Origin of the sequence: Siphonobacter sp. SORGH_AS_1065, assembly GCF_030818595.1 — a bacterium.
Taxonomy (GTDB): domain Bacteria; phylum Bacteroidota; class Bacteroidia; order Cytophagales; family Spirosomataceae; genus Siphonobacter.
This window is the reverse complement of sequence record NZ_JAUTAM010000004.1, coordinates 2,106,515-2,119,387: the sequence shown is the minus strand read 5'-3', so window position 1 is coordinate 2,119,387 and position 12,873 is coordinate 2,106,515. Positions and strand designations below refer to the sequence as shown.

Here is a 12,873-nt window from a genome sequence, read left to right as displayed (position 1 = left end):
TATGACGATTAGTCAACCACCTGGCGATAGAACCAGCGGTCACTAATGGTAAATCCAAGATTAAAGCGGAAGAATTGTTCCTTGATTACCCCGATGGCATCCCGACCACGCTGACCTACGGTTACGCCAAGGTTAGCATCTGAAAGACCCACTTTGGTTAAGGGCAAACCTAAACCCGCTGAAATACTGGCTTCTGTAATTCGCTGGCCAGCAATCGTATAGGGTAACTGACCATAACTTAAACCAAAACGATAAGGGATTCGGTTCCAGAAAGACGAAGAGTTCCAGGAAGGCGTATACTCTAAACCTGCTTTAATATGATAACTATCTTTCAGGTTCTGGTTACTCCGGTCAAAATCCCGGAATTGTGACCATTGTTCCATTCCGAAATCAACAGAAACAGCGAGTTTATACGGATTTTCGAAAGTTACTCCTACTTTATAACCGCCGGGTACGGTAATGCGACCTTGACTGTTAAAACTCAGTGTATCCGTACCATTCACGACGGGTATATCGCCAATCAGCGTTCCAAGTGTACGAACGCGGGTAGTACGCAGACGGGCAGGTAAGTCATAAGTACCGCCTACGTTCAGGTAACGTTTATCGTTTAACTTGAATCGATAAGCCAGGCCGCCTTTCAGTAAAAAGTCACGGTGCTGGTCATTATCAGTCAACAGAAGCGTGTAATCATTAGTACCATCTTTCACGGTACGGGTGGATGCTTCGCGGGTCAGGTTTCCAAACAGGAAAGAAGCCGAAACGCCAGCGTACAAGTTTTTATACACTCGAACGCCATTCACCAGCGACACTCGGTTGGTTCCGCCAGAGCCTTTGTATTCGGTGACGTAAGGATAAATGTCTCCGGGAATCTGGCCCGTGGTTTGACTCTGATAATCCAGATAACTATGGGGTGCGTAGTTAGCACTGATTGTCCAACGGCTATTCAGCGGAAAAGCCATTGCCAGGTAATTCAGCGTCCCACCCACTACCTGCTGGCTCAGATTGCCCTCACGCAGTTGTTTGGTTTGAATCAATGTGCCTACTTCCAGGGTGGTAATACGGTTTCGGGCTATTAAAGCTGGATTTAACCCATTAATAAACAAACCATTGGCATAACTAACTCCCGTTCCGCCCATCATTTGCTGAGCGGCTACTGCTCCACTGTAGGTTTCCCCAATACCGTAGGTTGAGTAAGGCGTGTTACCTAACCCTTGTCCCACCGCGTTCAGCGAACAGAGTCCAGAAATAACCACCATCGCATAGACCCGGCGGGAAACTGACGACTGAAGACGGGTAAAGATTGACTTTTTACACATTATAGTTTAAAATTCGGTATAGGCCCCAAAGGACCAGTTCGGGGGCTGCAAATATCGGTTCTTTCAGCCGAGATTCAAACAAAGGGGCATCACCACCGCATAAAATGACTTGAAAATCAGGATAAATCCTACGGTATTGCTCGATAATACCCTGTAGTTCTGCGATTAATCCATTCATTACGCCGCTTTGCATGGCGTGGGTGGTGCTCTTGCCAACCAGAGACGGGAATTCTTGAGAAGGTTCAATCAGGGGTAATCGTTGTGTAAACGAATGCATCGCCTTGAATCGCATACGAAGACCCGGAGAAATCAGCCCACCATGAAAATTATCCTGCTTATCCACATAATCATAGGTAATGCAGGTACCCATGTCAATGATCAAACTATTCTGATCCGGAAATAGACCCCGGGCTCCCGCCGCCGCCGCTACACGATCTGCCCCTAACGTCTGAGGCGTATCGTACAACTTAGTTAAGGGTACGGGGGTTTGAGGGGTTAACCACACAATCGTAGCGGGCAGAAAAGCAAACCACGAACGGACGATTTCTTCCGAATGTCCAGTAGATGATATAATGAGCCGTTCAGGTTGCTTGGCCCTGACATAATTTATTAATTCGGCAACAGTGAAGCTTCCATGCGTCTCCTGCAGGATTCCGGCGGCATTGAATAGGCCCGTTTTAGCGTAGGTATTACCCAGATCTACCGCTATGGCGTACTTTTCTAATTTCAACTTTAAGCTTTGTTAGTCATCTTTGCCCTTCGCAATGAGCCTGCGAACTTCAAAATAGAAACCCGAAACTCAAAATAAAAGCCGTGTCTTCTCATCATATTATTCGAGATAAACAGGAACCTGCACTGATTATTGCCAATGGCGAAGCCTGTAGCTGGGATTTGCTGGCCCAATTGTTGGAATGGTCGCCCTTCATTGTAGTGCTTGACGGAGCCATTAATCGGGTACTGGAGCTGGGTATTAAAATTGACGTTTTACTCGGCGATTTTGATAGTAGCCTGAATCACGAAGAAATACGGCAGGCTCAGCATCCCATTGAGTTCGTTCACACGCCCGATCAGGAAAAAACAGATCTTGAAAAAGCCTGCGACTTTCTCATCGAACGCGGGCATCAGGCAGTTAATGTCGTATGGGCTACGGGCCGGAGAGCGGATCATACCATTACGAACATTACTAATATCGTTCGTTTTCGGGACAAGATTAAAATCGTTGTGCTGGATGACCACTCCCGCATTTTCCTGCTCGACCATACGTACGAAAAATGGTATCCGGCGAAGACGCCTCTGTCGCTCATTCCGGTTGGGACGGTATCAGGCATTAGAACGTCTGGCTTGACCTATAATCTTTCGGATGAATCCCTGCAAATCGGGTACCGAACCGGCAGTAGTAACGAGGCCGCCCAGGACGGCCTCGTCAAAATTTCCTATACTTCCGGTGACTTGCTATTAATGGAATGCTGGGACTAACTCACTTCACCAGGTAAGTCATCCGGGTAGTGCCCACTCTTCCATCCCCGGAAGTCCCTTCCAGACGAGCCTGAATGTGAGTCTCGTGATCAGAATTCCAGAAGGTAACGGTGGCCTTGCCGTTTTCGTCGGTTTTGATCCGGGGGTTCCAGTACAACGTAGGGCGGTAATCGGGGCGGTAGTTTTCGGGATTGTCTTGGCTATAATCGGGGCTATAAAACTCACGAACTTTGGCATACCCATTGATCGTTCGAATCAACTGCCCTGGTACCACTTCTTTTGAGGGATCGTAGCTACTGCTTCCACGTTTGGTCAGAATAGATATGACTCCACCCCCTCCTCTTGAACCATAAATGGCCGCAGCAGCTCCTTTCAGCACATCCACATAATCTACATCCCGGGGGTTAATACTATTCACAATTTCTTTGTCTACCGGCATTCCATCCAGTACGAATAGTGGTTCCACTGCTCCATTAAAATTAGCCGCCCCCCGAATTTGAACCGTATAATTGAACCCACTCCCCGTTACTACCATTCCCGGTACTCTGCCCTGAAGTACCTGAAAAATGGAAATGGCTCCTGCGGTATTCATGTCATCAAATTTGACGGTATTATCAGGAGTACCGTAAATTTTTCGGCTATCGCTTTCCTTTACTTTTTTAGCTTTTACTGTAATTTCCTTCAAAAGTTTGGCCTTATTCAGACGCAATTGGCGAGCAATGTCCAGCGACTGGTTGGCTCGATTTAAGTATTCCATAAACTCATCCGCCTTCATTTCTACGGACTGAAAAGGGGTTTTCGTGATTCGAACCGTGGGTTGCGGGAAAGGATTGAGGGTAACACTAAGATTACGGTCATTTTTCCCGGCCACAGCCTGAATCATAACGCGGGTAGAATCGCCAAAACTCAGTTGATGAAATCCATAAGAACCATCCGCTTCGGCACTTTCTACCCGTAGCAAGGTTTCCTGATTCGGCCTTCTCATTAATAAGGTTACGGCAATTGATTTTTTCTCAATAATCTGCCCCCGGGGCCGGGTTACTTTACCTTCCAGCGAAAAGCCCCGTTCGATCAGATGAGGGGTTGGCAGAGCTTCGCCTGCGTTCACCTGCTTCCAGACAAATCGTCGCCAGCCCTGAGTCATCAGTAATAAATCTAGATGGTAAATCGCATTGGGATTGGTAGGATTGAAATAATACCCTGGCTGCTCAATGCGGCCTTTCAGATCAGAACTCATGAGTAAGTACGACACCAGCGTTTCATCCGAAGAATCCGGTACCACCTGACCTGCGTCAGTCACTGCCAATGAGAATTCTCCCAGCACAGGCCGCCCCGTTCGATCTTTTGCTTCCAGTTCAAGCGTAACTTTTTCGCGGGGCTTGTACTGGGTTTTCGTAGGTTTAATACTCAAATCAAGGCTATTACCAGGATTATTCAGGTAAACCAGACGCTCGGCTAGCGGCTCCCCCTTTTCATCGAATAAGGTAAGATGCACAATGCCTCCTTCCGAAGATTTATTCCGGGGAATATTGGCGACGAACATACTTTTTTCGGTATTCCCTTTCGCCGTAGCCATCACTTCTCCCCGCATCTGAGCAAGCACATACAAGGGTTTGGGTGGACTTTTGGGTAACTGGTTGAAAACAAAAATTCGGATAAATTCTTTGTTGGAAAGGTTATCCACAATCAGCACGTGCCCCTCGGGTTGAGCAGCTGGCAGAGGTATTCGTTGCTGCGTATCTTTTAAAACGGCAGTATACGTTTTACCCGGTTTAGGCTGAAGGCTAATTCGGCCCATGCCCAAATGTTCGGATTGAAAAACGGTAACCGTATCCCGATCATTCTCCAAAATAACGCCTTCTACGTCCACGCCCTGTCCTAGAGCATCGACGGCTTTAAAAGCTACGCGTGACTCTATATCATTAACCAACGTTCCGCCTTCGGGGAAAAACGTAAGCGAAACCGTGCGATTTATTTGTACTACAGGTCGGTCCGTGACGGAAGGCTGATAGACGCGAAACTCTTTGGTAAAGAAGAAATCTTCGTCAAAATTTCGCATCCAGTTGGTATAGGCCCGCAGTTGATAGACCCCTTCTTTCAGGGTATCCGCCAGATAAAAATCACCTTCTGCCGTTCCACTCTGGGGCAGTAACCGTTTTTGAAGAAGAATTTTGCCTTCTGTCGCATTAATCAAATCCACGTAAAGAACTTTACTAACGGTATCGGACTGGTGGCTGGAAGCATCAAAGAGGTAACCTTTAAACCAGATCGATTCGCCGAGGGCATAGTACGAACGGTCGCAATGGAGATAGACTTTTTCTTGAGGAAATTGCTGATGATAACGGTCAAACTGACTAATAATCCGGGTTAAGGGATCGTCGGCCACGAAGGCATAAACCAGGCATAAACTACCCAGCAGCAGAGGGAAGATTCGTAATCGCATAAAGTAGACCAAAGGTTAGGTTGAGGCGATATTACTAAAAAGAGCTGAATTTTAGTAGTGGAAAAGAGTAAGGCTTGTACGAAACAAGTATTAAATGAAATTTTTCAAAAAAACTTCTCTTTTTTCGACATTTTTTTTGAGGTAAGTGAGTATAAATTTAAAAAACTCCACTCTTGTAAATAGAAGTAATTGTATTAGGTTTTGTTCAAAAATCCCTTTTTCTGTGAAGAAGGGATTTTTTATTTTCTTCCCAACCTAAACATTTCGGGCCGTTATTAAATTTCTACTTTGAAGCCAGAAAAGCCAATAGTCGTTAGGACTGGGAATAATCCAGTGAAGTAGTCCCTTATTCGCTAATATTCTTTCTGGAATACAATCTTACGTAAGCCGTATCGTTGAAGCCATAAGGTCTGCTTTGGTCTTCCGCTGGTTCCTTTGCACCTTTGCATTTATACACCTTTATTAGTAGCTATGTTTCAATTTCTCCCGGGTCCTTACAAGCAAATGATCCGTCAGATCTGGCGGTTTACTTTGTTTGGCTTAAGTTCCTTTCTGCTTTATATTCTGGCTGTTTATTTCAATCTGTTCAACCTCTTTGGAGGAATGCCCAGTCTTAAACAGCTGGATAACCCTCGTAATGAACTAGCTTCCGAGGTTATCTCTTCCGACGGGGTAGTTCTGGGTAGTTACTTTCTGGAAAACCGTAGTCCGGTTGAATTGCAGGATATTTCACCCAACGTTATTAATGCCCTTATCGCTACCGAAGACGTTCGTTTTGTTAAACATTCAGGTATTGACCCCCGAAGCATTGGCCGTTCCGTAGCCGGGATGGGGAAAGCAGGGGGCGGTAGTACGCTGACACAGCAGTTAGTAAAAAACCTTTTTGAAGCCCGCAGTGAACGTTACAAAGGGTTTCTGGGTGATGTTCCGCTGATTAAATTGCTCATCATCAAGACTAAAGAATGGATTACAGCTATTCGGTTGGAACGCCGGTACACGAAGCAGGAAATTATGCAGATGTACCTGAACACGGTCGAATTCAGTGATAATGCGTATGGAATTCGAACGGCTTCACTGCATTATTTCAGTAAAGAGCCCTCGCAACTTTCGGTTGAAGAAGCAGCAGTTTTAGTGGGGATGTGTCAGAACCCGGATCGTTTTAATCCTCGCATGCACCCCGAAGCTTCCAAAACCCGCCGGAATATCGTAATGCAGCAAATGGTGCATTACGGGTTTTTGAGTGCTTCCCAGTTCGAAGCTTATCAAAATGATGCGATTGCCCTAAAGCTTAAGTCCCTGAATCATAATAGCAATCAGGCTCCTTACTTCGTGGCTGTCATGCGGGATCGCCTGTTGAAAGAAATTGAAGAACTCAACCGCCAGCGTTCCAGCGACGATCCTCTGGATTTATACACCAGCGGTCTGAAAATTCACGTAACGATTGACTCGCGGATGCAACGCCACGCCGAAGAGGCCTGCATGGAACATATTAAAGAACAGCAACGCCTCTTCAATGCACACTGGAAGGGCCGTAATCCCTGGATTGACGAAAATGGTCGGGAGTTACGGGGCTTCATTGAAAACCGGATTGCCCCCCGCACCGAGCGGTACCGAACACTGAAACAGAGTTTCGGAGATGACAAAGAGAAGATTATGAAGGGCATGAATACGCCCGTTAAAATGCGAATCTTTACGTATCGGGGCGAGCGTGACACCACCATGACCCCGATGGATTCCATTCGGTATTACAAACGCTTCCTGCACATTGCCATGATGTCGGAAGACCCTAATACGGGTCAGGTAAAGGCCTGGGTAGGTGGTATTAACTTCAAGTATTTCAAGTACGATCACGTACGTCAGGCCCGACGTCAGCCTGGTTCTTCGTTCAAGCCTTTCGTTTATGCTACGGCGATTGATAAAGGCTATACTCCCTGTGATATTGTGAGAGACGAACCAACCTGTATTGGGAACTGGTGTCCCAATAACTACGAGGGGGGAGCTTCGGGGAATAGCATGACGTTGCGACAGGCCATTGCCAAGTCCGTCAATACGATTTCAGTACAGTTAATGAAGAAATTCGGGCCGGAAACTATCATCGAATACGCTCACCGGCTGGGGGTTCAATCCGAAATCCCGAAGGATGTAACCATCTGTCTGGGTACACCTGACGTGAATTTATTCGAAATGGTAAACTCGTATTGTACGTTCGTTAACGGCGGCGTGGCCTGGAATGAACCTCAAACGCTCATTAGTATCGAAGATCGGTACGGTAATGTTTTACGGAAGTTTGAAACCACTACGCACGATGCCTTAAGTCCGGAAACGGCCTGGCGGATGGTTTATATGTTACAGGGAGCCACGCAGGAACCCGGTGGCACATCCGTTCGTCTGAACCGCGAACCTTGCGGACAGAATAACCAGATTGGTGGCAAAACCGGAACTACTTCCAATTACTCAGATGGCTGGTTCATGGGGGTTACGCAGGGACTGGTAACGGGTGTTTGGGTAGGTGGCGACGAGCGTTCCATTCACTTCCGCACGGGTGCCCTAGGTCAGGGTGGACGTATGGCTTTGCCTGCCTGGGCAAAGTACATGAATCGTGTCTATGCCGATCAGTCCATTGGGTTGAAGAAAATACCTTTCAAAAAACCCGCTAACGATAAGATTTGCGACAACCCCTTTGGGGATCGCTCTTATGGAGATTCGACCATCGTGATTCCAAACGAAAAGCGGCCCGCTGACGGCGAATTACTCTAATTAATCACAAAAAAGGCAGCTATTCGCTGCCTTTTTCTGTAACTATTCAATGCTGTTCATCGAATGGTAGTCATTGTCAGGTTCTGTTCAAAAATCACACAATTTTATCCAGTCCCTCGACCATTTCAAAATAATATTAAATTTTTTATATACTTATTTCAATAAAGCCCTCAGATTTTGCGACTTATCTCTCTTATTCGCTAGTGTTGCTAATCAAGAGCATAAATGAGTAATCTTCCATTATTTCGGCCCACAAATAGTCGATATTGGCTTAAGTAAGGTACCAGAGCAAAATCCCGAATCTGTCCCGTTAGCAAGCCCCGCGGAGGTTTATATTCACTAAATTTCAACCTTGATTCATTAATCAACAGTGTCCCTCGGTTTCCATCCAGTCGCCCACGATCTATGGGCATCCCCCAAAGGTTCCCCCCTAATAAAATATCCGGTTTTCCGTCTTTCGTAAAATCATGAATCGCAATACCGAAAATCGGGCTGTTCTGAGCGTTACCGGGCAGGGCCTGCAACCGGAAATTCCCATTGCCTTCATTAATCAGTAAACTCGTTCTGAATTCAACCGCTTTCTTTTCCAGAGTTCCCCGGCGTTGTGAAGCCGTAATGAGCTGATGAAAGGATTTCTCGGCGAACTTTTTATTACTCAACAAAGGCGTATTCCAGTTGGGTAACTGTTGTTTCCACTCCTGCCGCGTCGCCACCGGGTATTGCTCTCCATCCGCATCGGCCCTGGTTAATAAGGCATCCAAACTACCATTTCGATCAAAATCGTTGACTTGCAGATACATGGGTTGCTCCAGAGAAGCTTTGTATTCGGAATTCAGGCCCCAGTTACCCACCACAAAATCCATGTCTCCATCCCCATCCAGGTCGGCCTTTTTAAGAGCCGTCCACCAGCCTTCCGAATTAGGGATGGTCTGGTTATCTGAATACGTAAATTTTCCACCTCGGTTATAGAAAATAGAAATCGGCATCCATTCCCCCACCACTACTAAATCGGGGTATCCATTTCCATCCAAATCCTGCCAAATGGCATCTGTAATCAAACCAATTTTGCTTAAAACTTCGGGCGTTGCTGCTTTGAAAAAGCCTTTCTCATTTTTCAGCAGATAACTTTTGGGGGTAACTCCATACGTACCGGGTACGCTTCTGGCCCCTACGAAGACATCCATATCGCCATCTTTATCCACATCCGCCACTGCCAGACAGGAAGCGTTTAGGGAAATATCCGGCATTCGTTCTTTTTCAAACGTAAACGTCCCCTTTCCATCATTCAGGTACAGCCGAACAAAAGAGCTATCCGCCGACTGATTTCCTCCCGACGCCACGATTAAATCCAAATCATGATCCTGATCTATGTCCACGAAAACGGCGGCTACTTCTTCCGAATACTTATTCTCCAGAAAAGCCTTCTGTGTGCTGGGAAGCCATTTTCCGGTTTTCGTTTGCAGTAATAACTGCCCCGCCTGATTCTTCACTCCGGTAATGAAAAGATCCTCCAGCCCGTCGCCGTTCACGTCGCCAACCGCCATTTTAGGTCCTTCTTTTGACAACGTTCGGGGTAAATACGGTTGCAGAGCTAAATCGTTGAAGGTATCTTCCTCATGCCGCACTTCCTGCTTCAGTAACTCCGCCGAAACATCGCTGAATAGCTTCACTATCTGAGGATTCGAAACCACGGTTTTCTTCGGAACGGCCTGAGCGGCTATTACCTCCAGCGTTTGTTTGGCCGGAACATTCCGTAAAGTTTGCGTGGTAAATCCCGGCCAGTTAATTACGATGGAATCAGCCTGGGTTTCTTTCTCCAAACCCACCAGTAACACGGGTTCCTGACTGGATTGATACCCCTGGTTGGGTTGCATTACCATTTTCTGCTGAGTATTACCCGCATAAATCCGAACTTCTGTGCCGTAACCAAAGGGGTTACCTGCCGGACCCTTGAATTTGATTTTCAGGGATTGAATTTCTTTCTCCTGTTCATATTCATTGCGGAACATACGGGCCGGCTTTCCCATCTGATTCACGATCAGATCCCAGTCGCCATCATTATCCAGATCAGCGTAGGCGGCTCCGTTGGAATAACCTGGTTCGGCTAAGCCCAGCCTTAAGGCCTGATTGTCGAACGTGAACGCTTTCTGGTTTAAGAAGGCAAAATTCGACTGAGGCGTCGTCGGCATGGCATCCAGTAACTGCCGCATCGTCAGTCGTGAGGTGGATTTGTCGGTTATTAGTTTTTCCAGAAAATCCAAATCCCGAACGTCCCGGTTGTTCCCATTCGGAATAAATATATCCTTCCAGCCGTCAGCATCCATATCAAACACTAAAGCCCCATGACTAATATCCGTTGCGGCGACACCCGCCATCCAGGCCCGGTCTGAATAATTACCGTCACCCCGATTCTGCTGAAGTGTATTATGCGGAACCGTTGGAAAAAGGCTTCGATTATCGCCAAACTTGACCTGCGTCCGGCTCCGAATAGCGTCATCCGATAAAGCAGAAGTAGCCAGTACATCGGTTTGAGCGTCATTATCCAAATCACCCGCTACGATACTCAAACTTCGTTGGGGCGTGTGCAGAAAAGGCCGGGTTTCCTGAAAAAGTCCTTTTTGTTGATTCAGGTAAATCACATCTGTTTCCGGGAAATCCCGAGAAAGGGCAATATCTGGCCATTGGTCACCATTAAAATCGGCAATGGCTACGCCCGTTGTGGTCAGGCTTTCGGCTAATCCTGCTTTCAGTGATACGTCTATGAAAAGCCCTTTATCGTTTCGATACAGGCGATTGGAGCCGTTTGGCCAACTTTGCAGCGAGTCGGGCTGAAGAGCTTTGATTTGGTTATTCACTACGAAACAATCCAGATCGCCATCCAGATCATAATCGAAGAAAACGGACTGAACAGCCTGACGATTATTAGTTAAGCCCAGGGCCTGAGCTTGTTCGGTAAATTGAGGAATTCCATTTTCGGTCAGTTTCCCGGAATGAATGAATAACTCATTCTCAGCTTTTGGGCCGAAGTGACAGACGTATAAATCCAGCCAGCCGTCCCCATTCACATCGGCCATAGACACTCCAGCAGACCACTGCTTATTACCTAACAGGCCTGCCGCTTCAGTAACGTTCTCGAACCGCCAGCCCCCCCGATTGAGGTATAACTTGTTTTTACCTGAAGAAGCCGTAAAGAAAAGGTCGGGTAAGCCGTCATTATTTAAATCACCAGCCGCAACGCCACCGGCTCCCAGAAGACGTTCGGCTAATCTCAGAAAATTTTCTCGTTGAACAGAATCGGCGGGGATGTCAAGATATAGGCTGTCCAGATTAGGAAGCTGGTTTTGAAAATCAAGGCCCGTTTTGTTCACGGAAACACCCACGAAGAGGGGATCGTCGGGAGCCTCGTAAGGCCGCTTGCGTTCCGAACGCTGACAGGCAACGACGAACAGCATTAGCATACCGAAAATCCAATATTTCATGCGGGAGGGGAAAATGTTACTTTCGCAATTTACCACTCCGGGCTTAAAAAACGTAATTAAAGGGCTGCTTTCCCCGCCTAAAAAGCCAGATAAACAATGAATAAACCTTTGCATCCGTTCTGGGGGCTTTGTTGGGTCTTAACATGTATACACAAGGTGTGAGACGCTATGAATCGCCTCTCTGCTGTACCTTCGCATTTCGAACTCCGCGTTCCGAACTCCGCGTTCCGAGCAAATTCCTCTAAATCCATTGATACATGAAGATTATTCTGGCTCCTGATAAATTTCGTGGTTCGCTGACGGCTTCACAAGCTTGCGAGGCGATGGTCGCTGGGGTTCGGGAAGCATGCCCCGAGGCGATCATTCAATCCCTTCCTTTATCAGACGGTGGTGAAGGCTTTCTGGAAACGCTTGTTCAGGCTACGCAAGGTACTTTTCACGATGTTCAGGCACATGACCCCCTGATGCGAAATCTATCTGCCTCTTACGGTATTTCAGGCGATAGGCAAACCGCCTTTATTGAAATGGCTACGGTTTCGGGCCTGGCTTTACTGAACCCGAACGAATACCAGGCCACTCAAACCAGTACCTACGGAACGGGGGAACTCCTAAAAGCAGCTATCCAGACCGGAGTTAGTAAAGTAATCCTAGGCATTGGTGGCTCGGCCACGACCGATGGCGGTATGGGTATGGCTCAAGCCTTAGGCTGGCAGTTTTTTGACGAAAAAGATCAGTTACTTGAACCTACGGGAGCTTCATTAATCCTGATCCATCGCATCGAACCCCCTTCCTTTCTTCCGGAAGTGGAGTTACTCATTGCCTCGGACGTTACGGCTCCACTGTTCGGGGTAACCGGAGCAGCTCAGGTGTACGGTCCGCAGAAAGGAGCTTCACCCGAAGAAGTCGCATTACTCGACAAAGGATTGCAGAATCTGGCCCAAAAAGTAGCTAAAAAAGGACTTGGCATAAGTTCTTTAGCAGAGGTTCCGGGAGCGGGAGCTGCCGGTGGTTTAGGCTTTGGATTAATGGCTTTTGCTGGAGCAAAGATTCGTCCCGGAGCAGCGTTAGTGATGGAACTTACCGGCTTTCAGGAAGTGTTATCTAATGCTGACCTGATTCTAACCGGGGAAGGTAAACTCGACGAGCAAAGTTTACAGGGCAAGCTGATTGGACGAATTTGTGAAACAGCCCAGCAACGGAATATTCCCGTACTGGCCCTTTGCGGAACGCTAGCAGCCCAGCCTTCGCAACTAAAAGCCCTGGGGCTAAGTTATGCGGCCTCTATCCTCCGTTCACCCGTGCCTTTGGAGGAAGCTTTGCAAACCGCCGCCGAGCGACTCCGGGAAGCCAGCTTCTGGGCCGTTCATTTGTATTGTATTGGAAAAAATTGACTTGATCATTC

7 protein-coding genes are annotated in these 12,873 nt (G+C 47.3%); 3 read left to right on the top strand and 4 right to left on the bottom strand.

The annotated features are described in order from the left end of the window. Positions 1 to 8 precede the first annotated feature (8 nt). Both QE390_RS09485 and QE390_RS09480 read right to left on the bottom strand, forming a co-directional pair. Positions 9 to 1,316, bottom strand: a complete 1,308-nt coding sequence (locus QE390_RS09485) for a hypothetical protein (RefSeq protein WP_307141970.1) — start codon at positions 1,314 to 1,316, stop codon at positions 9 to 11. Further along, entirely contained in the window at positions 1,309 to 2,046 is a 738-nt protein-coding gene (locus QE390_RS09480) for a type III pantothenate kinase (protein WP_307141969.1), read from the bottom strand. Before QE390_RS09480 ends, QE390_RS09485 begins: the two co-directional genes overlap by 8 nt. A gap of 83 nt (positions 2,047 to 2,129) precedes the next feature. Here QE390_RS09480 and QE390_RS09475 point away from each other — a divergent pair, with 83 nt between their 5' ends. Continuing rightward, entirely contained in the window at positions 2,130 to 2,792 is a 663-nt protein-coding gene (locus QE390_RS09475; RefSeq protein WP_307141968.1) for a thiamine diphosphokinase, read from the top strand. 1 nt (position 2,793) lies between these two features. On the opposite strand, the gene QE390_RS09470 is transcribed toward QE390_RS09475, so the two are convergent. Continuing rightward, on the bottom strand, positions 2,794 to 5,235 hold the full coding sequence (locus QE390_RS09470; protein WP_307141967.1) for a TonB-dependent receptor plug domain-containing protein: 2,442 nt from the start codon (positions 5,233 to 5,235) through the stop codon (positions 2,794 to 2,796). Positions 5,236 to 5,706: 471 nt separating this feature from the next. Here QE390_RS09470 and QE390_RS09465 point away from each other — a divergent pair, with 471 nt between their 5' ends. Then, positions 5,707 to 7,992: a penicillin-binding protein 1A gene (locus QE390_RS09465; RefSeq protein ID WP_307141966.1), complete on the top strand. Its 2,286-nt coding sequence runs from the start codon at positions 5,707 to 5,709 to the stop codon at positions 7,990 to 7,992. Positions 7,993 to 8,201: 209 nt separating this feature from the next. Here the strand turns inward: QE390_RS09465 and QE390_RS09460 are convergent, their stop codons facing one another. Continuing rightward, complete coding sequence (locus tag QE390_RS09460) at positions 8,202 to 11,471, bottom strand: VCBS repeat-containing protein (RefSeq protein ID WP_307141965.1); 3,270 nt, start codon at positions 11,469 to 11,471, stop codon at positions 8,202 to 8,204. Between the two features lie 257 nt (positions 11,472 to 11,728). On the opposite strand from QE390_RS09460, the gene QE390_RS09455 reads away from it, so the two are divergent. Continuing rightward, a complete protein-coding gene (locus QE390_RS09455) occupies positions 11,729 to 12,862 on the top strand; it encodes a glycerate kinase (RefSeq protein WP_307141964.1) in 1,134 nt (377 codons plus the stop codon). Positions 12,863 to 12,873: the final 11 nt, after the last annotated feature.

Bases quoted from the DNA above. Each gene is read 5' to 3' on its own strand.
- QE390_RS09460 (WP_307141965.1), bottom strand. From the start codon at position 11,471: ATGAAATATTGGATTTTCGGTATGCTAATGCTGTTCGTCGTTGCCTGT.
- QE390_RS09465 (WP_307141966.1), top strand. From the start codon at position 5,707: ATGTTTCAATTTCTCCCGGGTCCTTACAAGCAAATGATCCGTCAGATC.
- QE390_RS09455 (WP_307141964.1), top strand. From the start codon at position 11,729: ATGAAGATTATTCTGGCTCCTGATAAATTTCGTGGTTCGCTGACGGCT.
- QE390_RS09485 (WP_307141970.1), bottom strand. From the start codon at position 1,316: ATGTGTAAAAAGTCAATCTTTACCCGTCTTCAGTCGTCAGTTTCCCGC.
- QE390_RS09470 (WP_307141967.1), bottom strand. From the start codon at position 5,235: ATGCGATTACGAATCTTCCCTCTGCTGCTGGGTAGTTTATGCCTGGTT.